Genomic DNA, 26,495 nt, shown 5'->3' on the forward strand with positions numbered 1-26,495 from the left:
TGCCGTTATTGTTTTTTGCCGTTGACATAAACCGAGCCTACGGTACCTGCTTTTCCGGCAGTGCCTGTGCTCCCCGATGTACCATTTTTACCTGAGCTACCACTGGAATAACCACTACCGCCGCCGCCGCCGACACCACCAGAACCACCATTGCCACCATTACCGCCATTGCCGGCAATTGCCCTAGCTTTAAAGGATGCGCTCCCCCCTTCGTCGTAAGTAAAATAGATGTTACCGCCGTTACCCGCGTTACCACCATTACCGCTGGCACCACCATTGCCACCATTGCCGCCATTACCGCCATTTCCAGCCCTACATTCGCTGGTATAGCCACCGCCATTCCCTCCTTTCCCGCCATGACCACCATTACCACCACTACCGCCATGACCACCATTACCGCCTTGTGTCAGCATATTCACAAAGCCTGTAATGGTACCGGTTTTAAAATTGACATCCTCTGCATCCCCTCCTTTCTCACCGTCACTTCCTCTGGCTCCATCAGTACCACCGCCACCCGCAGTACCTGACGTAGCCTGCATTGCACAGGAGTTTTTATTATCTTTACCAGGATTACCATCACTACCGTCTCTCCCATTGGAGCCATTGTTTCCGCTCCCGCCATTGCCTCCATTCCCTCCAATATTTTCAATGTTCGGGCCATCATTATCTGTACCTAAGGTACTAACGATGATCACTTCGTTCGCCTGAACCGTGCCATTGGTGAGATAAATAATTTTACCGCCAGGTTGAATCGTTATCTTATTAAAATTCAAGTTAACAGGTTCTCCGTGACTCTCTTTACTGCCAACAATCAATGGATTACTGGCAGTGACAACAATATCTTCACCACTGTATAACGCGACTTTCATCGGGAAACGTTTAGCGTTCAGAATATCTTCATAATCTTTGACCAAAGGCGAATAACCATAGATATAAGCGCGGAAAGCTTTACATATATCAGCATGATTACCGGTGACATTCGCCAACCGTTCAGCAGAATAGGGTTCAGGTAATGGATGGTGTGGTTCCATTCCGCCTGGTCCATACTCACTGTCAGGCACTCCCCCAAGCTCCTTCAGTTCTTGTATGGTTTGTACGATAAAAAACGCGGGTGGCACAGTGGCTATTTTCGGATCGTTAGAAAATATGACTGGCCCGTCAAAGTCCGAAGTGTTCAATTGCTTTGGCTGCCGCTCGGTACCGGTCAAATAATAATGCTCACGCAATTCAGCCAAAGTTTCGTTAACCGTTTTCATTTTATTCATGGGTATTCTCCTGAGTTTGGGTATAAGTTTGTACGTTTAGGATCACATTTGCGTCACATATCAGTTGCCCACCCCGTTCAATCACCAAAATGTCTACCGCTACCACAATCGGCTGTGAATTGGGGCTGCTAATTTCCAAAATCTCGCCATTAGCAATGACCAGTTCTCCAATCGCAAAAACATCAACGGTTGCCGGAAATGCTATCGGCGCTTCAACCGGGGGGATACCAGAAAGGATCAACAGCTCCTCTGCCGACGATACGTTTGACTGATGAGCTGGAGCCAGTGACTGTGGATCGTCAGGTCGTAAAGCGCCTTGCAACGAAGATGGAATAACGACTTTCTCCGTTACATCGCTCTCCGAGAGATCTAATAATTGCAAAACCGCTTTGAATTCCGAACTGTAACTTTTTGATAACATATTTTTCTCCGAGAAACTGTAGACAGAAATAATCTGCAAATTATCGCTATCTACTGTGCATATGACCGGGTAACGGGTATTACCATCTGTAATGATGAAATAACCATTGTTATTGATAGTTTCGATAGTTGCTTGATGACTAAGAGGGTGTTTGTTCTCAGCAAAAACTTCATGGATTTTGTCCATATCGTGTTGCTGGAATATCGGTAATTGATCGATACCCAAATCAAATATCGGTGTGGTTGGTGTCCATTGGCTGATTTGTGGCTGGGTACGTTGATTTTCCCCCAGGAACTTGCCGTAATTCATCGCCACCAAGGTACGGAATGAATCTATCGCCAAATGCGCAGCAACAATATGCTGACGTTTAGTCGGATCAGGCGTTAATGTCGGATCAGGAACAGTCACCAGGAATTTACCGTTAGGCTCATAGATATCGAGAATATAATCCGTTGGATCACGCCCTTCATTACGGTATGACAGAATATAAATATATCCCTTAGATTCAACCGCAACATCCAGATAAGTTATTCCCTCTGGCTTATTTAGTGGCATGTAGGACAGATAATCAGCCACTATAATTTCAGCCGGATTCGTTGCATCAAGGGTTAACAGCCAAGAGCGGGCACCAGCAAGATCATCAATTTGCCATTTGACACCTTGACCGATAGCGATGACCCGTACATTACTTAAGTCGTTATATACAGATACCGTTTGTCCCTGAGCGGTCAACGTGTAAGTCGCAGGTTTTTGCGGGTCATGTATCAACCAGCTCTGTCCTTGCTGTATCACGTCAACCGTTGTGCTGCCAACTGGGTCAATATTACCGTCTGCGGTCTGGTTATAACTTAGATAGATCCCATCTTGCGCAAAGGTGGCAATAATCTGCTCATCCAGTACGCCAGTATTGAGTGAATGTATAAAGCTCGGATCACTGTTACTAAACAGGAGTGTCTGCCCTTGTTCACGGAATGCTTGTTGTAATGCTGGAGAGAACACCTGAGCATCCAGTGTTGTCTGATACTCAGCAGTAGCCAGTTTAAACAGTGTTGCCCCTGGAAAACTCGGAAATGGGTTCCCTTTAGTATCGAACGCCTGAATACGGGTATTGATTGTTTCCAGCAATAAGATGCGACCATCTGGCGTGACAGTCAGGGCAATTGGCCCATGCATTAGCCCTTGTCGAATACCTTCGCCAGAGACAATCTGGGCCGCTGGTGCCTGAGCATCCGGGTAACCCTGATCACCCAACGGCAGAATCTGCATCTTGCTGTATTGCCAACTGACCGCAATGACATATCCACTCGGATGAACCACCATTGCATCCAGATGAGGAATAGTGAAAGTTCCCCAAGACAGCAGGTTATCTGTCAAACTAAAATCATGTCTGCCGTCACGCAGATCCACTCGACGTAAGTGATATTCACCGAATCGAGAATCAATAATAAAGTTATAAGGCGTGATGGTTTTATCGTCCGGTCCTTCACCAAAACTGTTATAACTGATCAGTGGTTGTACTTTGAAACCCACCTCGGATAATTTCAGACGCTCATTCAGCGTGTCGTTGCTCAAAATGGAAATGTTTTGCAGCACATACAGTTGACCGCTATTGGGTGGACTAGATGGATCTTCCAATGGAATATTCTGACCAGAAGCTTGATAGCAATAACCAACCTGATAATCTGAATCCAGTATTGTCATATTGACCAGCTTGCAGATGTTATTGCCGACATTGCTACAATTGGCCGAAGACTGAGTTTCCAACGGTACGCTGCCTTCAATCCACTGATATTCTTTTTTATCGCTATCGTAAGACAACTGTTCCCAATATTCGTATTGAGTCACCTGAGTCAGAGGCACTAACATCTCTTTTATACTGCCAGTGACGCGCATAACGCCTTCATTGGGGTCGTTTGGTTGCGCATTTAACAGCTCACTGGTGTAGCTCCCCGCTAACCAACCAGTAGCCGAATAAACATTCGCCTTAATTTTCAGGGTTCCCCCCCAGCCAACCGAATAGAAATTAAAGGATAGCGGGGTATTGGAACCGGTTGTGGGTAATGGAATAGTCTGGGTGTAATAGGTACCGTTGGTATATTCGACCGTTACCTGACACTGTACTCCCACCGGCGGCCAAATCGCGGTTTCCGGGCGCCCCACTTCACCATGAGCAGGATCGGGATGCAGGGTAAAAGCCAAAGTCATCTGACGCTTGATATCCACTTCCAAGGTAGCTGGTGTGGAAAGCAATTCCCCCGTAGTCACTGCAATCTGCGCAACATCCAACGCAATTGAAGCGAGCCGGAATGCCCAACCCACCACTGGAACTGCCTGAACGGCTGCGCTGGCGGCTATCCTGGCCGTAACATAAGCGGCTAATGCCTCCATCCCTTTTTTGGCTAGAATACCAATAGCAATGTTAGCTAAACTGGTGAGCACTTTTTTGGTATTGAATAGCGCGGCTCCGACAACTGTTCCACCACCAATCAATGGGAAGGCAACAGCGGCTAATGCTGCAACGCTATCCTTATCGGAAATAAAATCTTTATACCACTGAGTATTGGTCACTGCGGCGCCAGCCAACATCATCAGAGAGGGAATACCGTACTGGAACATGCCAGTTAAAATCACACCCGGCCAGACAATCGGATCTTCCCAGCGGGAAGTTCCCAAGCCACCAAATAAGAATTTAGCCGCCTGAGCTTCTGCCGGCCAAGGCAAGCCAAATTTGGTAGGATCAGTAGGCATCGGAATCCCCATGATCGTATTGACATTAGCCAACACACCAAGGGCTTTTTGTGATGGCGTTTCAAATAATGCCGCCAGCTCTGGAGGGAAATAAAATGGCCAATTACCGTCAACCTCTGGATTATCGATCGGCTGTTTCATCTCAGTGTCTTTAAAGAATTGAATAAAAACACCAAGCTGACGTAAATATTTATTCTTAAAGTCAATGGAAAAATAATTTTGCCTGGGATCGTAACGGATGCTGTCGGCATATACATCCATTCCGTGATTGGGAGTACGGTTAGTGGCAGTCCAAATTTGGTTAGTATCGCGCTTACCCGCTAATGCTGCCGCCTGATCTTTGAATTCAGTAACATCCAGAGACTGACTTTGGCTGATACTCCAGTTATGATTTTGCAATCGATCATCATTATGCGAAGTTTTCAGTGCATTAGATGCCGGCGAGCCTGAATAATTCCCCGTATCATCCGATAGATTATATTGCATCACCGGCTCACCTTCGGCGAAAATCACCTGTCCGTCTTGATCCACCCAGTCAAACTCATAGAACATTTCGCTACCATCAGGGGCAACTAATTGACCATAAGTTGCAAAGCCATCGATTTCCGTTGCTGGCCCTTGACTTGATATTGATATAGCCAGTTCATAAACTCGGTTATATTGCTGTGGGTCTATTGCCTCCGGTGGGGCAATATGTGCATTCATGACAATTGATGCCGAATAAGCCTGACTGTTAGACAATTCCGGATGGGAAAACACAATAGAGCAGGCAACATCCCACGGTGTTTTCATTTCATTAGTCGCAACCCACAAATCGCCGCAATGAATAGAATTTCGCGCTAAATGTTGGCTTTTAACACCGAGAGCACTAAGTTTACTCGGTAAAGCCATCTCTATATTATTTACGGCCAGTTTTTCTATGTTACGTTTGGCATAACGATGTAAATGAGCATTAGGGACATGGTAAGAAAGGTGGTAAAGAACCGGTAATGAAGAACGATAAGGCCCAGATTTATCACCAACCACTTTAATTAGAGTAACGTGATGAGGTAAAAAATAGTGTTCAGGTACTTCTGCGAAATGACTAATACCGTGCGAGCCATAGCGTAGAACCATATCTATCGCAGGGTTATCAGCCGCCGCTCTGGCTAAACTTGATTCATCATGTTCTTGCAACGGTATATTATGTTCACCAACCCAAAGGCTTAATTGACTGGATTGAGTACGTAAATGGCCTTGAGCTAGGTCAAAATGTAGAATTTGCGTTTTCATTTAGATTTTATCTCTCTTAATGCTTATTTTTGTTATCACAATAAATACTCAACAACCGTATAATTAATTCGGCAGAAAACTCTGAAAAAATAATTATCATGAGAATTCCCCCTACAAACTTATTTTTCAAATGAGAAACACCTAGAATTAAGTAGGAAAATATTTATCTACTTTACGGAAAGCAATTGAATATGGCATTTAAATTTCACAATTAATAATATTAATGTGATTTCCAGTTTTTTCCATTAACTAATGGTGGGTATTTGTGTGGTACATAGCTAATTTTTAATGTTATCCAATGAGAACTTTTAATTTCAGAACTCTATTATTAGCAAATAAAAACAAAAGAACAGCAATAAGACATGATGACATTTTACAATAATTACAATAAGATAAAAAACACAGATGTTGTTTAATAATGAAATTATAAACATGAGTTAAATCAATGTTGCAAAATAATTACACAGAGTTATAAAAACTGAATTTCAACAATAAAACCCAACTCTCAAATAAATTAATCTCATAAATGAACTTTTAAATGACATACCAGAATATCATTCTATTACTAACCATAAGCCACTCTGTTTACAATATTTTCTAATTGATCATTACCCGCCTGCAACTACAGGCGAGCAATATCCCTAACTCTTCTATAAAAGTATCTCGTGTTATTACTGCTTTTTACCGTTAATATAGACAGAGCCCACGACTCCGGTTGCTCCGACCATTCCATCTTTACCTGATACACCATTTGGACCAGTGCTCCCACTGGGAGAACCACTACCACCATAACCGCCAATCCCTCTAGAACCCGCATAACCTCTAGCGCCACCAGAACCGCCTACGGACTTAGCGCTAATGGTTGGAGTGCCACTAGTATATTTAAAATAGATATTACCCCCATTTCCTCCTTTACCACCATTTCCCCCCTCTCCTCCATTGCCTCCACGCCCCCCGTTTCCTCCCCTTCCTGCACTACAATAATTGGTAGAATGCCCCCCATTACCGCCACTTCCACCTATTCCGCCATTACCCCCATTACCGCCATCACCACCATTACCCCCTATCGTTTCTAAGTTCACTGAGCCGGTAATGTGATTAACGTTAAGATTAATATCGTATGCATTGCTACCATTTTCACCATTGCTTCCGATACCACCATCTATACCGTTAGAGCCGTTAGTACCTGCTGTAGCTCCCGTTGCACAGGTGTTTTTATTATCCTGCCCAGCGTTACCATTACTGCCACTCTTCCCATCATATCCATTATTCCCATTACCGCCATTACTTCCATTACCTCCCTGATTAATGATATTGCTCTGTTCGTCATCTGAATCTGAAATGCTAACCTTTGTTATTATATTCGTTTGAACAGCACCATTAGTGCGATAAATAATTTGTCCGCCAGGCTCAATAGTTATCTGCTCATAAACCAATACAACAGGCTCACCGTGACCATCTTGACTTTGAACGATCAATGGATTATTTGCAGCAACAGTAATACTATCACCCCTGTATAGCGCCACTTTCATCGGAAAACGTTTAGCATTTATAATGTCTTCATAATCTTTGACCAAAGCAGAATTACCGTAAATATAGGCACGAAAGGCTTTGCACAAATCAATATGATTACCCATGACATTTGCCAGCCGTTCAGCAGAAAACGGTTCAGGTAATGGATGATGGGGTTCCATTTTTCCAGGACCATAATCGCTGTCAGGTACCCCGCCTAATTTCTTCAGTTCTTGTATAGTCTGTACGGTAAAAAACGCAGGTGGAATAGTGGCTATTTTCGGATCGTCGGAAAATATGACCGCTCCGTCAAAATCTGCGGTCTTCAATTTTTTTGGTTGCTGCTCTATCCCCATCAGACAATAATGTTCACGCAATTCAGCCAAAGTTTCAGCAACAATCTTTACTTTATTCATAAGAAATCTCCTGAGTATAAATGTGTAGTTTTAGAATCATCTTTCCGTTATATAACTCCCCACGATATTTTACTCTCACAGAATCCCTTTAAATCTAGAACATTAATCATTCAATGATATATTTATCTCCGTTTAGAGAAAAGGTTTATAGACAAAGATAATTTATTTTCTATCGTCGTTCACAATGTGTATGTTCACTCTTATCTTATTTTATTGCGTAATTATTTTATTGATTATTTCAATTTAAATCCTATAAATTAAATATTACCAGCACATAAAAATAAGATAATAAATTATTTTAAATTAAATTATAACCAAATAAAAAAATAATAAAGCAAATAAACCTTTGCATTGAATGAACAATAAATAATAGAGATAAAGCTCCTAAATTTAGGCTTATTATCACTTTATAATTATTAAAAATAGTATAAGGTGGGAAGGTTATTTTCAGAATACTTTATATTTAGTCTAGGAAGTAATACCAAATATAATCAGCATAACGCGGTGCAGCCATTACCAACGGCTGCACATAAGATTATCAATACCCAAGCACTTGTTGTTTCTGTGGCGCTTTCAGTAAACGCCAGGCGATCAATACCACGACGCCAGTCAATGCCGCTGTCATCCAGCTCATCATATGAATAGCGCTGGTGAAGGATCCCGCTGCCGCAGTCATCAGTTGTTGCCCTTCTGCCTCGGCTAATGAGTTCGCGACAACGTAAGCACCCGCCAGAGTTTCTAATGCCAACCCAGTTTGTTCGTGAGAGATCCCATCCGGCAATTGCAGAGTGACACGATAAAAAGCGGTCACCAATCCCCCGATAATGGTCGTGCCAAGTACCACACCCACTTCATAAGCAGTTTCGCTTATTGCCGATGCTGCCCCGGCTTTAGATGATGGCACTGACGAAAGCACCAGATCGTTAGACACCGACGCAATTGCACCTACACCAACATTTAATAATGCGAAAGCAACCACCAGCGTGGTCAAATCGCTGCCAAAACTGGCTACCAGAAGAAATGCAATACCTGCAAAAGCAAGCAGCATTGGCACAAGGTAATAAGCCGGCACCCGTTGAGCAACAGGCACTATCGCCATGCCAATCACAATCGCCATTATTTGCCCGGGAACCAGCGCTAAACTGGCCGAAATCGGCTTCATACCCAATACGATTTGCAAGACCTGAGTGGCAAAAAAGACAAAGCCAACCAGCAAGGCCAGACTCAATAAGTTGACCATTATCGAACCGGTGAACATACCATTACGGAACAATGAGAGATCCATTAACGGTACGGGCAAACGACGCTGCCGACGAACAAACAACACACCAGCAACCAAACCAACAGATAATTCCAGGATCACACTTATTTCAAACCCATCACTGGCAAGATGTTTAATCGCGTAAACAATACCAACCATGGCGATGATCGATAACACAACGCTATATCCATCAATAATACCCGTCTGTTTTTTATCGGACTCTGGCAATAACATCGGTCCGAAGATCAACAATGGCACCAATACCGGTACTGCCAATAGAAAAATGGAATTCCAGTCAAAGAATTGCAACAGAACACCACCAACGACAGGCCCCAACGCCGAACCGACAGTTAATGTTGTCGCCCAGATAGCAACAGCTAACCGACGCTGTTCACGATCCTCAAAAAGAGTGCTGATTAAAGCCAAAGTTGAAGGCATCAGCATCGCACCAAAAAACCCAAGTACAGCTCGCCCTCCAATCAATTGTTCGGGTGAAGTTGACAGCGCGGTTAACACCGAAATAACGGTGAATCCCAAAGATCCAAATAACAGCAATGAACGATGGCCGACACGATCACCAATACTCCCCATTGATACCAGCAAACCCGCCAACACCAGTGAATAAGCATCAATTACCCATAATTGCTGACTTGCACTGGGCCCCAGCGCTTCAGCAATTTTCGGTAAAGCAAAGCTTAAGATCGTATTGTCCACTGTCACCAACAATACTGGCAGCATCAATATCAGTAATCCCAGCCAATTTCTGAGTCCTGCCCGCCCGTTAGCCTCAGCAACTCTATTTAATGACATCCCCTCAACTCCTTTCCTATTATTATTCAAGCGTTGAAAAAATATGCTGGCAATCAGCAGCACTAATATTGAGCTGTTCCCCCAGTTGTTGTGCAATGTGGCTGAGGTTATTGCCAAATTCAGTTTGATCGCCAGCCTGTACTATTGAATCTAACTGTTGTATGGCATGCAGTAACTCCTGACGCGGTTCGGCAGCCATAGGGTTTTCATATTGAACATCCCAGTACACTTCTATTGGATTGCGTAGGATCCTTGATAATAACGCCAGCATGGTACGCATTGGCGGCGGTGCAACAGTCGCCAGAGTACCAATATCCAACGGGCTTTTTGCCAGAACCAGGCCAAAAATCAATATCGCGGCATGGGGTAAAGCCTGACAAAACGCCATCACCCGATCATGTTCCTCTGGCATCATTCTACTGATGCGCATACCCGCCTGCGTCAATACCTGCTCAATCCAATGCTCGTTAACATGACAGTTATCAAGAATGACTGCAACTGGCCTTTTTTGCTCCGACAAGGATGGTGAGAACATCGGGTTAACACCAATGAAAGGCTGCCCGGGGGCGGCAGCTCTTAAAGCGGAATGGAAAGGCACCTGAACCGAACAGGTTGATATTATCTGTACATCATCACCAACCGCCGATAGCACCCAAGGTAGAGCCTGTATTGCAACCGCTTCCGGTAAAGCAAAGACGACCGCTTTCGCCTCAGCAAAAATCGCCTCAGAACCAGCCGCAGGATTTAAGATATCAAGCTGGCGGCAGAGAGAGTGCTCTCCCTGCACCCGTTGGTCAACACGGTATACTGTGCAACCACGTTGAGTAAAAAGGCGCCCCAATAAAGAACCAATAGCACCTTGCCCACCAAGAATGACAACTTTATGGTTACTCACACTTCCTCCGAGACATGACTAAAACTGAAATAGGGCACACTGGCCTTCACCAATGTTTCTTCAAATTCACTATAAGGATCGGAGTGAGCGACAATGGCACCACCAATGCCGAACTCGGCACATTCTTGATGTAACACCGCCGTACGGATAACAATGCTCAATTCGACTTCACCACTGAAAGATAACCATCCAAGCGCACCAGAGTAGACACCGCGTGCCGATGACTCCAAAGCGTCAATGATCTCCATTGTGCGTTTCTTCGGCGCGCCAGTCATGGATCCGCCCGGGAAACATGCCCGGATGGCTTCCATTGATGAAGTACCTTCACGTAATTCACCCCGTATTGTCGAAACCAATTGATGTACAGAAGAGAAGCTCTCAACTTTAAATAATTCAGGCACATGAACACTGCCAGGACGACACACCTGATTAAGATCGTGGCGCACTAAATCCACTATCATCAGGTTTTCAGCTCTATCCTTAGCTGACTGACTCAATTCCACCTGAAAATGCTGATCATCAGCTTCCGTTCTTCCTCGTGGACGGGTTCCCTTAATCGGTCTGGATTCAATACCTCTGGTCTCATCAATGTGTAAAAACGTCTCCGGCGATGCACTGAGTACAGTAAAATCCCCACATGCCAGATAAGCGCCATAAGGCACGGGGCTGGCATGACGCATTCGTCGGTAAGCGTCCAATGGCAACCCTGAATAAGCCATCTTCGCTCTATTCGTCAGACAGATTTCATAAGACTCGCCATCGGTGATGTATTGAAGTGATTTATGGATCCCATCCATATACTTCTGCGCCCCATATTCCAGATGAATTTTGTTCTGATCGACAGCGCCAGGAATAAAGTCAGGTATCACCCCACCGGTATTTTTTATCATGGTCACGACAGGTTCCGACGGCCAATTTTGTGGCTGGCCTACTGGCGTGATAAGACACTCATAAAGCTTATGCTGCTGGTGATCGAAAACAAAAAAGTGCGGAGTAAAGATTAAACTGGCATCAGGATATTTTGAATGATATTTGCTGCTGCCAATTGTTAACGCCTTTAATTCATATCCCAAATAACCAACAAAACCACCTTTGAAGACAAATGGCATCTGTTTTGGTGTGGAAATTTTCACCAAGTTAAGCAGTTCAGACATCAATGAGAAAAAATCACCCTGAACAATCTTTTCACCATCAGGGCCGGTCAAACGCAAACTCTCCGTCTGTACACAATATTCAAGCCTGACAGCATCCGGTTCATTACCACTTCCCATGATTGAAAAGCGGGCATTGGGCCTATCCGATTTTTCGCTGTCCAGCCAGAAAGAGTGGGTATCATTGCCATAATATTGAATGAACAGAGATTCAGGATCGATGATGCCCTGACATTCACGGTAATTCAGATTGAGATACGACTTTCCACCCACCGCCAGATAAGCTTCATGGGCAGAATTACACTTATTCTGAGCGGTAAGATCCTGCCCGTTATTCTCTTTATACGTCTTTGCTATACGGACAAAATTACTCAGTAATTCACGCCCATATTCAGAATCAATCGACTCAGGATGAAACTGAACACCCCAAATCGGTTTTTGGGTGTGCTCAATTGCCATAATTAAGCCATCATCAGTCCAGGCAGTACATTTAAGATTGTCAGGCAGCCGGGTACAGACCAGCGAGTGATACCTGACCACTTCAAATTGCTCAGGCAAACCGAGAAATAACCCTTCCCCGGTATTCCTGATGCGACTGCGATAACCATGTACCGGACTAGGTGCATGTTCTACAAGACCACCAAATGCCAGGCTAATCCCCTGATGACCGAGACAAATACCCAATAATGGCATTTTGGCGCGTGCAATGACTTCAGCGCAGACACCAAAATCGCTGTATTCAGCCGGATGCCCTGGCCCTGGAGAAAGCACAACAGCATCATAATTGTCTATCACTAACTCTTCATAAGTCAGAGTGTTGGTTACAACGACCGGCACATTGCCAGTCACTTCAAACAGATATTGAGCAATGTTTTGCGTAAAAGAATCGTAATTATCAATGAGCAGTATTTTCATTATTCTTTAACTTTCTCATGTAGCAACTGATCAATCAGCTCTTCTTCTCGACGGCAAGTTTCTTCGATAACCAGCCGAAATATTGATTCAGTATATTCAGGCCGTAACCCAAAATCCGTTGATTTATCCCTCAACATATCCAATAACGAAGTAATACGTTGTGGCTGCATCATTGGAATATCCTGTTCCGCTTTTATCTCAGCGATTTTCATGCAGATTTTCATACGTTCTGAAAGCAGCGTCAAAATCTGCATATTAATAACATCCAGAGATTCCCTGTGAGGTTGCAATATATCCTGTTTATCTATTATTGATTGAGTCATATATTTGGTCTTCGTCACTGGTTTATTTCGATCCTTTATCAATAAATGGGTGTTACTTATACCTGTGGCGCGACAGCTTGTGGCTCAGTCCAATTCAACCCTTTTTCTCGTATTTCAAATAAGGTATTCACTAAATGCCTGATTTCACTCTCCTTATGCTCACTGGAGAAAGCAAAACGCAACATGGCATTGCCATCCGGAACCAGTGGATAAAATACCGGGAACAATAAGATGCCGTTGTCACGCAGCAGACGTGCAGCGTCAAGCCCTTCAGCTTCATTTTCGAATAAAGCACCACGAACAGGAGATTGCACACCGGCATTCATCAAGCTGTTACCCATCAAGGAATCAAACAGATTAACGTTCTTCCATAGCTGTTCCTGCCGTATTTCTATTTCAAGGCTAAGATGGAGTTTTGCTGCGGCGACGTTAGCGGCCAACATCGGCACCATAATTGAATGACCAAAAACCAAAGGATTCGCCAGGGTACTAATCACTTCAATATCATCGGCACCTGCAACCACCACAAAGCCCCCCGCGCCACCAAACGCTTTGGATAGCGAACCTGCCAGTATGAGGTTGGATGGTAAAATATGGTCAAGTGCCGCAAAGGCATAACCCGCACCATGACGCCCCACAATGGAAATACCATGAGCATCATCAACATAGACATAGCCTCTGGCAGCCGCCAATTTTCGGGTCAATTCTGCAACCGGAATCAAACCATTCATTGAACCAATACCATCAATCAGCAGGATAGGGGTACGCTGATTCTCTGTACAGTTCTGCAAAGCTTGCTGTACCGAATGTTCATCAGCACTATCGACCCGCGATACTGGCCCGAACTGTTCGAGAATACCGCGTAATACCTGCATAGACGCATGAGCAGTTTTATCCATCAACCAATGTACTGGCCGGGTAAGTGGATAGTTGGGTAAAGAACCACTGCCCAATAACGGCAATACCCCCAAGTGAACGTTACTGGTGGAAGTGAAAACAGCAACGGAGCCCCCTTGATAAATTTCTTCCAGCAACTCTTCCAGTTGCCCCAAATATTGCGGGCGCATCGCACCACGGGACGATGACAAATGTATTCCTGTCCGGGCCATTGCTTGATTTGCTGCCTCAATTAACACAGGATGATGTTCTAATCCCAAATAAGAGCAGGAAACAAATTCAGTAAAGACCTTACCTTCTTCTGTTGTAATTTGCTTACCATGACGTTCTACTACCGTGAAACTGGTCAGCCCTTCATCAATTGCTTGCGCTAAAGCGTCGGTTGTCCGTGACTTGCGAATCGTCATCCAATCCTGCTTCTGTTTTACATTCATTATCTAGACTCCTGCTGTCTGAGTTCAAATGAGCTGACAACCTACAGTGATTACCGAACTGCCTGTTGTGTCAGAAATATCTTCATCGATAATTGTTCGGACCAAAGAAAAACCAGCGGCTGAAAATAATGTTCTGACGTTCTCCTCCTGACTTTCACCATGTTCGATAACCAACCAGCCATTTGATTGTAGTAGATGTTTGGCTTGTTTGATAATCAACCGCGTTAAGTCGAGTCCATCATCCCCGGAATATACCGAAACATAAGGATGATGTTCCTCCCACTCCGGTAATATTGTCTGCTGCTCTGGAACGTAAGGTGGATTAGCGACAATTAACGCTACCGACCCGTTAAATTGAGAAAATGCCTGCCAATCCCGTAAATCGGCTTTTAATGCATCCGCTTTAACCGCCCAGCTAGCCAACCGGGAGATATTGCGCGTCAGATATTGAAAAGCGATGTCGTCATATTCAACACAAGTGACCTTTAAATCCGGGCGACGTTTAGCAATAGCTAAACCGATAGCACCACTCCCCGAACATAAATCCAGAACTACTGATCCCTGAGGTACTTCATGTTCATTCTCCAGCCATTTAGGGATAATCCGACTATGAGGACGCGGAATAAATACCCCCGTACCGACCACCAAAGGCAGTTCATCAAAATCCGCAATGCCAACAATATGCCCAAGTGGGATCCGGTTACAGCGCTCATGAACCGCAAGCATAAATTCATCACGGGCGCGATCCTGACAGCGCCTTTCCAGATAACGGTCAATCAGGCAATCAAGATCGGTTTCCACATCCCAAACGCCAGCTTCTGACAGTAATTCCCTGGCCTTATCAATAGCAGCCTGATCTTTCAGCGAAGCATTCATGACCATGCCTCGTAATAACGACGTAACCGTTCACGCATAGATTCATAAATATAAGAGAAAGCAACCAGTTCTGGCGGTGGTGTGAACTGAGGATGAAGCGATTCAATTAAATCCTGATAATTGCGTGTCATGCCTTCATTCAGCAGTGGCAACCAATAAGGTTTGATATCCCAGCGATATTCATAACCAGTGGCAAGCATTTGCTGGACGGTTTCTTTAGCCATCACTTCACGGGAGAAACCCACTAGCGGAGGACGAACCGGATTGAAGGAGTCCAGGTTAATTTGCGTATTTTCTATTCCAGTCAATGCATTAGCAACATAATCTGCCAGTAACGGTGACTGATGTAAGCCATCACGGTAAGTCCCGGTAGCCAGCCAAAGGCCATTCACGCCACATTCACCAATTAACGGGAACCCATCAGCAGGAATTGGTCTGTTACCGACCTGAATTGAAAGAATATCAGCATCATGTAAGTTAATATCCAACTGATCTAACGCACAACCCAGCAGGAACTGCACATCAGAAATCAGCGCCTGACTGCGTGGTTTTTCAGCCAGAATATTCGTCGCACCCAGATACAGAACACCATCACCACGTGGTACACAATGCAGCCCACAAGCAAACGCCCGGTTAGGAGTACGAATCACCGATGTCGGTAATTCTCTGCCTTTTGGCATCTTGACCAGCATGGATACCCCATAACCGGCAAATATCGGCGGGATCTGCTGAACAACAGAAGGGATATTGGATAACAGATCCAACGAGTGCACACCGGCAGCAACCACCACCTTATCTGCCATTAAACGCTCACCACTCAGCAATTCGACACCAATGGCTAAACCGTCTTCAATCAATACACGCTTGACATTCTCATCTTTGAGAACACCACCTTCTGCAACCAATGCCGCATCCAGTTTTTCCAGCAGTAAATGCGAATCTAGGGCATGTTCATCAGGAATATATAAAGCACGAAGCGGACGTACCAGATCGTTAGGCTTTAACCACTCAATTTCACGCGGATCAACGGTTTCATAAGGGGCCGCATATTCGTTCAGGGTTTGTTCAATAGCGTCATAATTGACACTGTCAATCTCTTCCATCCCGGCAGTATTCAGTATCACATGAGTTCCTTTAGCGGTGAACAGAGATCGCGTATCACCAGAAGAGTCAGCTAACCGCTGCGCCCAGGCAGGCCAAAGCGCTTTGGAAATACAATCCATATTCAATTTCAACTTACCGTGTTCACTTGCTAATAAGCCACTGGTAATTTCACCAAAACAACCATTCATCGCACCTGCTGCTTTGGAAGCGGCATGCGTTCGATCAGTACTTCCAACCCTACAAACCGAAAGATTTCTGCTTGCCAGCTCATAGGCGATTGAACCTGCAATTGCCCCTGAACCAACGACAATAAAGTCGTACTTCATTTATTTACTCCTGTATGGCCTATGACCAATTTATTTTAAATATTTTGAACAACAACAGACAAATAATTATTACCTTATTATGGACAAGGTATTTTTACTGCATTATATCAATTGCAAAAAAAGTAACCGCGTGGTCATCAATAATTAAAATCACGAATCACACCAAGACATCGGCCAAATTTAAAAATAAATATCCGATAATAAATTATCACATAAGAAATAATTTCAACTTATCATAAAATTAACATAATAACCTATGGGAATTAATTTAATTAAAGTCACACCTATAAAATAAATCAAATAAAAACAACAAATTAAATAGTTTCACATAAGTATCATTTCTGTCTAAAATAAATAGTGACAAAGGATATTATTAGATTAGCAATAACATTTTCTAACCAAGAGAGAACAATAATCATCAAACACAAAACTGTCAAATAAATTTAGTCTTATATTATAAATAAAAAAATTATATAAATGCTTTCAGTATGAAATAAAAATAATTTAGATTTAAATTGTTACGGGGAACAATATTCTAAATGTCTTTTATTCTTCAATAAAAAAACAAAAATTCTCAATAAAGGTGTTTTTTTAAATTTATATTTTCCATCAATTTTCACAAAAATATATAAGATAGAGACAAATGTTATTATACCGAAATTGACTATTATGGTTAGTGACCGAATAGCAGCGATAACCGCTAGATTTTCAAATTACTCTGTGACTGATTTTTCTTTTATTTTTCCACATTGAAGATATCGTTCTCTAGTCTCAAAAACGGCTGTTAATCATACTCGCTTTTTATCTTCACTGACGCTGTTTTACTGGCAATTCTGAGCAGTTTTTATCGCTCATAATTGCCAGTAAACTGTGTCGTAAACGCTATGGCTGTTATGAAAGAAGAGAAAAAATTAAAAATAGGGACAGTGTTAATGAGCACAAAAAAATCATTTATATTCAATAAATTTTACTTAATTTACTTGGGTTTATTATATCAATAAATTATTCAGATAATAATTAAAGCATATGGAAATAATATAATTACAGGTAATTAATCATAGTAAACTTGATAAGAAATACATTATTAAAAGCTTAGTGACACATTAAATAAATCCCATGAAATATATTTAAAACCTCATAATTTTAATTTATTTACAACCTCAATTTTACGTATAATATTTGTTTTACCGATGAGTAAAAAAATTATAGTCATTTAATTTCCAAATCGAGAGGTATATATGTCTACAGAAAATATGAATATAACTGATCAAACAGTTGGTAAAGATGCAGTTGTCGTTGGCAATGCAGAAGCACCAGCAATACATTCTATAGCAATTGGTGCTTCACCACTAAATTCTAAATCAATTAGTGAATCAGCTATTGCTATTGGGCAAAATCAACAGGCGGGTAGGAAAGAGGAAACTGGCGATTATAAAGTTATCTGGCCAATTGCGATTGGTGCTGATTCGGTATCCTCTGGCTTGGCTTCTATTGCTATTGGGCAAAAAGTTGTCGCCAGTGCGATTCAGGCAGTAGCAATTAGTCAAAACTCCTCTGCTACAGGCAATGCGAGCATTGCATTAGGTGCAAATTCTATATCCAGCGGTTCGGCTTCTATTGCTCTGGGGCAAAAGGTTAATGCCAGTGGGTACCAAGGCGTTGCCATTGGTCAAAACTCCTCATCCAGCGGTTCGTCTTCTATTGCTATTGGGCAAAATGTTATTGTCAGTGGGTCTCAGGGAATTACGATTGGTCAAAACTCCTCATCCAGAAGTTCGTCTTCTATTGCTATTGGGCAAAAGGTTAATATCAATGCGTCTCAGGGAATTGCGATTGGTCAAAACGCCTCTGTAACAGGAAGTGGGAGCATTGCATTAGGTGCAAATTCTGTTGCCAACAAACCAAATATTGTTTCTGTCGGAAAACCGAATAATCAACGTAAGATCGTGAATGTTGCTGCTGGGGATATTTCAAATAACAGTGCCGAGGCGGTGAATGGTCAGCAATTATATTCTGAATCAGTAAAAATTAGTGCATTGGATAAAAAAAATAAACAACTGGAAACGGATATTAAAACGTTGAAAAGCACGATAGACAATCTTATTCATTCTATTACTAATCTTACTCTGTTGAGTCAAAAAAATGCGGATGAAATCGCCTTGTTGAAGAAATAAATTCTTGATGTGTTGAATTATTAACAACCAGTTAATTCAATTAATGAGGTGAATTTTTCAGGGGAGGCGGTTAGCAAAAACCACCGTAAATCCTTGTCCAATGCGAATCGGGATAACGGCTGACTTCATAGTCAGCCTCCTCCCACACCACCGGAAATACGGTGAAGTAGTCACTTGCTATATTTTAGCCTTTTTCCCGCCAGAAAAAATGCACTAATGGCCTATAATCAACTGATTGAAACAGAAACAGTGATTTTCATCACCGTTTCACGGTCGATACTCAGACTTCGGTGACTGTTCTGACCGTCACCGTAAAATCCTCTTTTAACACGCATCGTTGAATTCTGATTAAAAACTCTTAGCACGAGTTAGTGGCGTATTTGCTCAAGTTCGTTCTGACTCAACCCGGTGGTTTTCATCACCGTTTCACGATCGATTCCGCTGTTCAGCAATGCATGAGCAATCTTTAAAGTTGCCTCTTGGCGTCCTTCCTGACGCCCTTCTTGTCGCCCTTCTTGTCGCCCTTCCTGACGCCCTCTTTGGCGTCCTTTCTGCTCCAGTTTCTGCGCTATTGTCATCAGTACCTCCTCATACTTCGGGGACTGTTCTGCCAGTCGCCGGATAAAACCCTCTGGATCGGCGGTATCTCCCGCCTGTAATAAGTAGTTTAGCACGCTTTTTAACTGCTCATCCGTATAGTAATCATACGTCAGCAGCATAACCAGTTCTTGCAGTAACTCCGCCATATCACGCTGCCGGATATGCTTTTGCACCATTTCCAGTAGCGCGATCCGTTTGTGCGTCAGGATTTCATCATCCGGGATGACCGTCACATCCACCAGCGGGAAGGGACCGGAATAGATCCCCTTCGCCAGGGCTGGATCATCAAAGCAGTCGAGCCAATTAGTACTCCAGGGATACGGCTGTATTTTTCCGTGATAGAACAACACCGGAATGACCAGCGGCAATTTTTCATGTCCCTGCGCCAGATGCCGTTGCATTGCGGAAATACCGTAACGCATCAGCCGGAATGCCATCATTTTGTCCGGGGAACTTTGGTGCTCGATCACGCAATACACATAACCGTCACCCCGCGCCGTTTTCAATGAATACAAAATGTCGGAATAATGTGCACGCAGATTGTCTTCAATAAACGACCCTGATTCCAACCGCAATGTATCCAGATCACAAACGGCCCGTAATTTAGCAGGCAAATGTATCTCCAGGAAGTCTCTGGCAGTATCAATATGACTTAAAAACTGTTTAAAAACAGCGTCATGGGGCGTTGGTGTTTTTTTTCTCTTCATCGGCGAATGGTAGCATAGTTTCTTTTATATTGAAGATATATTAAGCAAGAAACCGAGCAGACTGCGATGTCTTGACTTTTCTTTGACAAAAACGTTGATCGTACCTCAGTACTGCAAAACAATAGCAAAAACGTTGATCGTACCTCAGTACTGCAAAACAATAGCAACACCGGTAATTATACCGATGTTGCCACATTATTTAGTGATTATTGATAATCGCTGACAGGTGCGCAGGAACAATGCAGATTACGATCACCGTAAACATCATCCAGGCGTTTAACAGCAGGCCAATATTTATTGGCTTTGGTTTCTGCGGTTGGGAAAACGGCAATTTCACGACTGTAACTATGATCCCAGTCAGAAGCCAGCTCAGTTTGTACATGAGGCGCATTGACCAATGGGTTATCTTCCAATGACCATTCACCTTGTGCAACTTTGTTAATTTCAGCACGGATTGACAGCATTGCATCGATAAAGCGATCAATTTCCACTTTGCTTTCTGATTCTGTTGGTTCCACCATCAGTGTGCCAGCAACCGGGAATGACATCGTGGGCGCATGGAAACCATAGTCAACCAAACGCTTGGCAATATCCATTTCACTGATACCAAACTCTTCTTTCAGTGGCCGAATATCCAGAATACATTCATGCGCTACATGGCCGTTATGACCGGTATACAGCACGTCATAATCATTTTTCAGGCGGGCAGCAATATAGTTGGCATTCAAAATCGCCACCTGACTTGCCTGTTTCAGTCCTTGCGAACCCATCATACGGATATACATCCAGCTAATAGGCAGAATGGATGCGCTGCCAAACGGCGCAGCAGAGACCGCTCTCTGTTCAGTAAGACCCTCCATTTGAACCACAGAGTGCCCCGGTAAGAACGGTGCCAAATGTGCTTTTACACCAATCGGCCCCATACCCGGACCACCACCGCCATGTGGGATACAAAATGTTTTGTGCAGGTTGAGGTGCGAAACATCAGCGCCGATAAAGCCTGGTGCAGTGATTCCAACCTGTGCGTTCATATTCGCGCCATCAAGGTAAACCTGACCACCATACTGATGAATGATTTCACACACCTGACGGATAGTTTCTTCATATACGCCATGGGTTGATGGGTAGGTCACCATGATGCAGGAAAGCTCATTACCGTATTTTTCCGCTTTTTCGCGCAGGTCTGCCAGATCAATGTTGCCTTCTTTATCACAACTCACCACCACAACGGTCATACCCGCCATATGAGCAGAAGCCGGGTTGGTGCCATGAGCAGAACTTGGGATCAAACAGATATGACGATGCCCTTCTCCACGGCTTTCGTGGTAACGACGAATAGCAAGCAGACCCGCATATTCGCCCTGTGCACCAGAGTTTGGCTGCATACAAACGGCATCATAACCTGTCAATTGAACCAACCAGTGAGATAACTGGCTTATCATCTGCTGATAACCCTGCGCCTGCTCTGGCGGACAGAATGGATGCAGCTGATTAAATTCAGGCCAGGAGATCGGTAACATTTCTGCCGCAGCATTGAGTTTCATGGTGCAAGAACCCAGTGGGATCATGGCCTGATTCAGTGCCAGATCTTTGCGCTCAAGGCGATGCATATAGCGCATCATATCTGTTTCACTGTGATAGCGGTTGAAATTCGGATGCTGGAGGATGTCATCATTGCGCAACATTGATGCAGGTATGGATTGGTTTTTCGCTATTACACCCTCATCCAATGCCTCAACATCCAGCTTGCTATCTGTGCCTGTCAGTACAGAGAACAATTTGACCAAATCATCCCGGCTGGTGGTTTCACTCAATGTGATACCCACTGCGCCGTGAATATCGCTACGCAAGTTGATTTCTGCTTTGTCTGCCCGTGCCAGTACCGCGGCTTTATCAGCAACTTCAACCGTCAAGGTGTCAAACCAGGTTTTGTAGCGCAGAGTAAATCCGGCTTGCTGTAACCCAGCAGCCAGAATGTCAGTCAAACGATGAATACGGCCAGCAATGCGTTTCAGTCCTTTCGAGCCATGATATACCGCATACATACCCGCGATGTTTGCCAACAACACCTGCGAGGTACAGATGTTGGAGTTCGCTTTCTCACGGCGAATATGCTGCTCACGGGTCTGCATTGCCATACGCAGTGCGGTATTGCCCGCTGCATCACGGGAAACGCCGATAATACGTCCCGGCATAGAACGTTTGAATTCATCACGGCAGGCAAAAAATGCCGCATGGGGGCCGCCATAACCCATCGGTACACCAAAGCGTTGAGCAGAACCAAACACCACATCCGCCCCTTGTTTGCCCGGTGCAGTCAACAGCAGCAGCGCCATCAAATCAGCAGCAACGCTGATAATGATTTTGCGTTGTTTTAGTTGCGCGATCAGGTCGGTGTAATCATGAATTTCACCTTTTGTCCCCACCTGTTGCAACAACACACCAAATACACCTTCCAGCTCCAGGACTTTTTCTGCTTTATCCACAATCACATCAAAACCAAAGGTTTCAGCGCGGGTACGAACAACATCCAATGTTTGAGGGTGTATATCATCAGCAACAAAGAAACGATCAGCGTTTTTCAGTTTGCTGGCACGTTTTGCCATTGCCATTGCTTCAGCCGCCGCAGTAGCTTCATCCAGCAAAGAAGCAGAGGCAAGATCCAAACCTGTCAGGTCGATCGTCACTTGCTGGAAATTCAGCAGTGATTCAAGACGCCCTTGAGAAACCTCCGGTTGATAAGGTGTATAAGCGGTATACCAGCCAGGATTTTCTAATAAATTGCGTAAAATAACCGGTGGCAGAACCGAAGGCACATACCCCATACCAATATAGGATTGGTAACGCTTATTCTGGCTGGCAATGGCTTTCAGTTCAGCCAGTGCCTGCTGTTCAGTTGCACCACCACCCACATCGGGTGGCGCGGGTAACGCGATATCGCAGGGAACAATTTTCTGTGTTAATTCATTGAGGGAACTTGCCCCCACTGTCGCCAGCATCTCTTTCTGCTGTTCGGTGGAAGAGCCAATATGACGGCGGATAAACTCGCCCTGGTTCTCGAGTTGGCTTAATGTTTGGGTCATTTGTTACTGATTCCTGAAGCTGGCCAGAAATGGCATACAAATAAAAACGCCCTGCTCACGATGTGAAACAGGGCGGCAGTGGGCATATTATTCTTCTTCGTCCAGAAGTGCCTGATATCCTGCGGCATCCAGCAGATTAGCAAATTCACTCTCATCAGAGGCTTTAATGCGGAACAGCCAACCTTCGCTATAAGGCTCGCTGTTAACCAACTCAGGCGCTTCACCCAGCGCTTCATTAACAGCAATCACTTCACCACTCAGTGGCGCGTAAATATCAGAAGCGGCTTTTACCGATTCAACAACGGCACATTCATCACCAAAATTGATTTCATCACCGACTTCTGGCAAATCAACAAAAACCATATCGCCTAATAGTTCCTGCGCATGTTCGGTAATACCTACCGTGTATTCACCATTGCCTTCTGCGCGAACCCACTCATGTGATTCAACATATTTTAACTCTGCGGGTACATTACTCATCACCATTGTCTCCTTCAATCTCAGAACTTATCTCATTAGGCTATTTTGTTTTCCTGCACCAATCATGCCTAATGAGATAGGGTACTATTTAATCATCAAGTTATTAGACTATACGAGAGGTTTACCCGCCCGCACAAAATTGGGTTTGACTACCTGAACCGGCATCTCACGATTGCGGATTTGTACAATTGCCTGCTCACCAATCCCTTGTGGCACACGGGCAAGGGCAATACTGAATCCTAATGTTGGGGAGAATGTACCGCTGGTAATAACGCCAGAGTGTAAAGTGCCCGCTTCATCGGTAAAACTGACCGTTAAACCACCACGTAATACACCTTTTTCTCTCATCACCAAGCCAACCAACTGTTCAGTGCCATCTTCACGCTGTTTTTCCAGCGCATCACGGCCTATAAACTGGCGATCTTCTGGTTCCCAGGCGATTGTCCAGCCCATATTGGCTGCCAGTGGAGAAAGGGTTTCATCCATTTCCTGTCCATAGAGGTTCATACCCGCTTCAAGCCGCAAAGTATCACGGGCACCTAACCCTGCGGGCTTAACGCCGACATTAAGCAATTTTTGCCAGAAATCTGCTGATTGCTCTTTTGGCATCGCCACTTCATAGCCCGCTTCGCCGGTATAACCCGTTGTTGCGATAAACAGATCACCCGCCTGAACACCAAAGAAGGGTTTCATTCCAGCAATAGCCTGTTTTTGTTGATCATCCAGCAGAGACTGTACTTTTACCTGAGCTTCCGGCCCCTGAACAGCAATCAATGCCAGATCATCACGTACTTGAATATCAACCGGGTAATTGGCAGCATGTTCATTGATCCAAGCCAGATCTTTCTCTCGGGTCGCAGAATTGACCACCATCCGATAAAAATCATTGCTAAAGTAATAAACAATCAGGTCATCAATGACACCGCCAGAGGCATTAAGCATCCCGGTGTATAAGGCTTTACCCTTTACTGTCAGTTTAGCAATGTCATTCGCCAGCAAATAACGCAGGAAATCACGGCAGTCAGTACCATGCAGATCCACGATCGTCATGTGGGAAACATCAAACATACCCGCATCAGTGCGGACAGTGTGGTGCTCATCCATTTGTGAACCATAATGCAAAGGCATCATCCAACCATGAAAATCTACCATGCGTGCACCGCAAGCCAGATGCTGGTCATACAATGGAGTGTGTTTTGCCATTATTTCCCTCTTTTCATTTCCTACATGAAAACATACCGCGTATTAACCGACAGTTACTGTGAATCATGAACAAAAAGCGGCTAAAAAACGCGACGCAAACGATGTCTTAACATAAAAGTTATCACTGAAAACAAAAATGAACCATAAGTAAAAATAGGGTCCAATTCAGTAACAACAAAAAAACAGGCTATGAGTATGCAGAATTTTTAACTATTAAAATGAGCCATAATACTCAAAATTAACAATTAACTTTAGAAAACACACATTTTCCATTAAGAGAGCACTGAAATATGAATAAAATCACCTATCCATATTTCAGCGATACATGAGAAAAAATAATCGATAAGAAGAAGCTAAATTAGATTTTTTCAGCTGAAGAGGAAGACAAAGAGAGCCAGCCCGGTAAGTCATTCAATCCCATTGCCTGACGAAGCAATGGAGGTTTAATTCCGGGTAAATTGTCTGCTAATGATAACCCGACATCCCGCAAAAACTTTTTCACTGGATTATTGCCGTCGAACAACTGACGAAACCCTTGCATTCCAGCCAACATGACAGCAGCACTGTGTTTACGCCGGCGTTCATAACAACGTAAATAGAAGTGCTGACCAATATCTTTCCCTTGGCAATGCAGACGACGCAATTCACCGATGAGTTCAGCCACATCCATAAAGCCCAGATTCACGCCCTGTCCTGCCAATGGATGAATGGTATGAGCCGCGTCTCCCACTAAGGCCAGACGATGAGCGGCAAAATTACGGGCATAACGACCAGTCAGTGGAATTGTCTGGCGTTCACTGATCAGCTCACACTGACCAAGACACATATCAAAATCCACCGCCAGTTGCTGGTTGAAAAGCGTGTTATCAAGCTGCTTGTACTGATCTGCGGCGTCACCCGGCAGTGACCAGACGATAGAACACAAATGTGGATCAGCAAGAGGCAGAAACGCCAGAATACCATCACCATAAAAGACCTGACGGGCAACGCTGCCATGAGGTTCTTCAGTGCGAATAGTCGCCACCAACGCATGATGTTCATAATCCCAAAATGTCAGGGGGATATCAGCATGCTGACGCAACCATGAATGAGCACCATCAGCACCAACCACTAAACGGGCAGTTAACATGCGACCATCGGATAATGTGATGAAAGCTTCATTTTCTCCCCAAGCAATCTGTTGTAAAGCCGCAGGTGTCAGCATGGTCACATCCGGCAGGCTTTCCGCTTTTTTCCATAACATCTCACGGATAACCCGGTTTTCAATGATATGACCAAGATATTCCAGACCATATTCAGCCGCGTTGAAGCGAATGCGGCCAAAGCTATCCCGGTCCCAGACTTCTATTCCCTGATAAGGGCTGGTACGCACACCCAGAATCTGTTGCCACACGCCAAGATGCTGTAACAAGCGCTCACTGGCAGCATTAATTGCAGAAACCCGCAAAGCATACTCTTCTCCGGCACTAACCGGTTGAGCAGGCGGATAGCTTTCTACCACCGCCACTCGCAAACCACTGCCCTGTAAGCCACAGGCAAGTGCCAGGCCGACCATACCGCCACCAGCGATAACCACATCAAATGATTGCATAATATAACGTCCTCTTATTTTGTCTGCTTTA

16 protein-coding genes and 1 pseudogene are annotated in these 26,495 nt (G+C 44.2%); 2 read left to right on the forward strand and 15 right to left on the reverse strand.

Annotated elements, in window-relative coordinates:
- Window positions 1-5 precede the first annotated feature (5 nt).
- The 10 genes from ACUN2T_RS18555 to ACUN2T_RS18600 all read right to left on the reverse strand — a co-directional run bounded on the left by ACUN2T_RS18555 (window position 6) and on the right by ACUN2T_RS18600 (window position 16,626).
- Window positions 6-1,265 carry a hypothetical protein gene (locus ACUN2T_RS18555; RefSeq protein WP_445494478.1) on the reverse strand — a complete coding sequence of 420 codons (1,260 nt, stop codon included), beginning with the start codon at window positions 1,263-1,265 and terminating at the stop codon, window positions 6-8.
- Window positions 1,258-5,706, reverse strand: coding sequence for a hypothetical protein (locus ACUN2T_RS18560; protein WP_445494479.1), 4,449 nt, complete (start codon window positions 5,704-5,706; stop codon window positions 1,258-1,260). Before ACUN2T_RS18560 ends, ACUN2T_RS18555 begins: the two co-directional genes overlap by 8 nt.
- A gap of 671 nt (window positions 5,707-6,377) precedes the next feature.
- A complete protein-coding gene (locus ACUN2T_RS18565) occupies window positions 6,378-7,634 on the reverse strand; it encodes a hypothetical protein (RefSeq protein WP_445494480.1) in 1,257 nt (418 codons plus the stop codon).
- A gap of 538 nt (window positions 7,635-8,172) precedes the next feature.
- Complete coding sequence (locus ACUN2T_RS18570; RefSeq protein ID WP_445494481.1) at window positions 8,173-9,705, reverse strand: MFS transporter; 1,533 nt, start codon at window positions 9,703-9,705, stop codon at window positions 8,173-8,175.
- Between the two features lie 22 nt (window positions 9,706-9,727).
- Window positions 9,728-10,600 carry a prephenate dehydrogenase dimerization domain-containing protein gene (locus ACUN2T_RS18575; protein WP_445494482.1) on the reverse strand — a complete coding sequence of 291 codons (873 nt, stop codon included), beginning with the start codon at window positions 10,598-10,600 and terminating at the stop codon, window positions 9,728-9,730.
- Window positions 10,597-12,666 carry an aminodeoxychorismate synthase component I gene (gene pabB / locus ACUN2T_RS18580; RefSeq protein ID WP_445494483.1) on the reverse strand — a complete coding sequence of 690 codons (2,070 nt, stop codon included), beginning with the start codon at window positions 12,664-12,666 and terminating at the stop codon, window positions 10,597-10,599. Before pabB ends, ACUN2T_RS18575 begins: the two co-directional genes overlap by 4 nt.
- Complete coding sequence (locus ACUN2T_RS18585; protein ID WP_445494484.1) at window positions 12,666-12,989, reverse strand: chorismate mutase; 324 nt, start codon at window positions 12,987-12,989, stop codon at window positions 12,666-12,668. The genes pabB and ACUN2T_RS18585 overlap by 1 nt, the downstream gene beginning before the upstream one ends.
- Before the next feature lie 56 nt (window positions 12,990-13,045).
- Complete coding sequence (locus ACUN2T_RS18590; protein WP_445494485.1) at window positions 13,046-14,320, reverse strand: aminotransferase class I/II-fold pyridoxal phosphate-dependent enzyme; 1,275 nt, start codon at window positions 14,318-14,320, stop codon at window positions 13,046-13,048.
- 24 nt (window positions 14,321-14,344) lie between these two features.
- Window positions 14,345-15,196: a HemK/PrmC family methyltransferase gene (locus ACUN2T_RS18595; RefSeq protein ID WP_445494486.1), complete on the reverse strand. Its 852-nt coding sequence runs from the start codon at window positions 15,194-15,196 to the stop codon at window positions 14,345-14,347.
- On the reverse strand, window positions 15,193-16,626 hold the full coding sequence (locus ACUN2T_RS18600) for an NAD(P)/FAD-dependent oxidoreductase (RefSeq protein WP_445494487.1): 1,434 nt from the start codon (window positions 16,624-16,626) through the stop codon (window positions 15,193-15,195). Before ACUN2T_RS18600 ends, ACUN2T_RS18595 begins: the two co-directional genes overlap by 4 nt.
- A gap of 850 nt (window positions 16,627-17,476) precedes the next feature.
- On the opposite strand from ACUN2T_RS18600, the pseudogene ACUN2T_RS18605 reads away from it, so the two are divergent.
- Window positions 17,477-17,578 (forward strand): annotated as a pseudogene (locus ACUN2T_RS18605) (IS30 family transposase); the annotation flags it as partial.
- 286 nt (window positions 17,579-17,864) lie between these two features.
- Window positions 17,865-18,800, forward strand: a complete 936-nt coding sequence (locus ACUN2T_RS18610) for a hypothetical protein (protein WP_445494488.1) — start codon at window positions 17,865-17,867, stop codon at window positions 18,798-18,800.
- A gap of 368 nt (window positions 18,801-19,168) precedes the next feature.
- Here ACUN2T_RS18610 and ACUN2T_RS18615 read toward each other — a convergent pair whose 3' ends face one another.
- From ACUN2T_RS18615 to ubiI, 5 genes are all read right to left on the reverse strand, one after another.
- The gene (locus tag ACUN2T_RS18615; RefSeq protein WP_445494490.1) at window positions 19,169-20,107 is read right to left on the reverse strand and encodes an Rpn family recombination-promoting nuclease/putative transposase; all 939 of its coding nucleotides are present in this window, start codon (window positions 20,105-20,107) and stop codon (window positions 19,169-19,171) included.
- Between the two features lie 206 nt (window positions 20,108-20,313).
- Entirely contained in the window at window positions 20,314-23,190 is a 2,877-nt protein-coding gene (gene gcvP, locus ACUN2T_RS18620) for an aminomethyl-transferring glycine dehydrogenase (RefSeq protein ID WP_445494491.1), read from the reverse strand.
- A gap of 87 nt (window positions 23,191-23,277) precedes the next feature.
- The gene (gene gcvH, locus ACUN2T_RS18625; RefSeq protein WP_445494492.1) at window positions 23,278-23,670 is read right to left on the reverse strand and encodes a glycine cleavage system protein GcvH; all 393 of its coding nucleotides are present in this window, start codon (window positions 23,668-23,670) and stop codon (window positions 23,278-23,280) included.
- Between the two features lie 108 nt (window positions 23,671-23,778).
- Window positions 23,779-24,873, reverse strand: a complete 1,095-nt coding sequence (gene gcvT / locus ACUN2T_RS18630) for a glycine cleavage system aminomethyltransferase GcvT (RefSeq protein WP_445494493.1) — start codon at window positions 24,871-24,873, stop codon at window positions 23,779-23,781.
- Between the two features lie 358 nt (window positions 24,874-25,231).
- Window positions 25,232-26,464 carry an FAD-dependent 2-octaprenylphenol hydroxylase gene (gene ubiI / locus ACUN2T_RS18635; RefSeq protein WP_445494494.1) on the reverse strand — a complete coding sequence of 411 codons (1,233 nt, stop codon included), beginning with the start codon at window positions 26,462-26,464 and terminating at the stop codon, window positions 25,232-25,234.
- Between the last annotated feature and the right edge of the window lie 31 nt (window positions 26,465-26,495).

The sequence above is a fragment of the Photorhabdus machadonis genome, assembly GCF_052657765.1.

Coding starts and splice junctions, on each gene's coding strand:
- ACUN2T_RS18585 (WP_445494484.1), bottom strand. CDS start 12,989: ATGACTCAATCAATAATAGATAAACAGGATATATTGCAACCTCACAGG.
- ACUN2T_RS18615 (WP_445494490.1), bottom strand. CDS start 20,107: ATGAAGAGAAAAAAAACACCAACGCCCCATGACGCTGTTTTTAAACAG.
- gcvP (WP_445494491.1), bottom strand. CDS start 23,190: ATGACCCAAACATTAAGCCAACTCGAGAACCAGGGCGAGTTTATCCGC.
- ACUN2T_RS18560 (WP_445494479.1), bottom strand. CDS start 5,706: ATGAAAACGCAAATTCTACATTTTGACCTAGCTCAAGGCCATTTACGT.
- ACUN2T_RS18595 (WP_445494486.1), bottom strand. CDS start 15,196: ATGAATGCTTCGCTGAAAGATCAGGCTGCTATTGATAAGGCCAGGGAA.
- ACUN2T_RS18565 (WP_445494480.1), bottom strand. CDS start 7,634: ATGAATAAAGTAAAGATTGTTGCTGAAACTTTGGCTGAATTGCGTGAA.
- ACUN2T_RS18570 (WP_445494481.1), bottom strand. CDS start 9,705: ATGTCATTAAATAGAGTTGCTGAGGCTAACGGGCGGGCAGGACTCAGA.
- ACUN2T_RS18610 (WP_445494488.1), top strand. CDS start 17,865: ATGTCTACAGAAAATATGAATATAACTGATCAAACAGTTGGTAAAGAT.
- ACUN2T_RS18555 (WP_445494478.1), bottom strand. CDS start 1,265: ATGAATAAAATGAAAACGGTTAACGAAACTTTGGCTGAATTGCGTGAG.
- pabB (WP_445494483.1), bottom strand. CDS start 12,666: ATGAAAATACTGCTCATTGATAATTACGATTCTTTTACGCAAAACATT.
- gcvH (WP_445494492.1), bottom strand. CDS start 23,670: ATGAGTAATGTACCCGCAGAGTTAAAATATGTTGAATCACATGAGTGG.
- ACUN2T_RS18590 (WP_445494485.1), bottom strand. CDS start 14,320: ATGAATGTAAAACAGAAGCAGGATTGGATGACGATTCGCAAGTCACGG.
- gcvT (WP_445494493.1), bottom strand. CDS start 24,873: ATGGCAAAACACACTCCATTGTATGACCAGCATCTGGCTTGCGGTGCA.
- ubiI (WP_445494494.1), bottom strand. CDS start 26,464: ATGCAATCATTTGATGTGGTTATCGCTGGTGGCGGTATGGTCGGCCTG.
- ACUN2T_RS18600 (WP_445494487.1), bottom strand. CDS start 16,626: ATGAAGTACGACTTTATTGTCGTTGGTTCAGGGGCAATTGCAGGTTCA.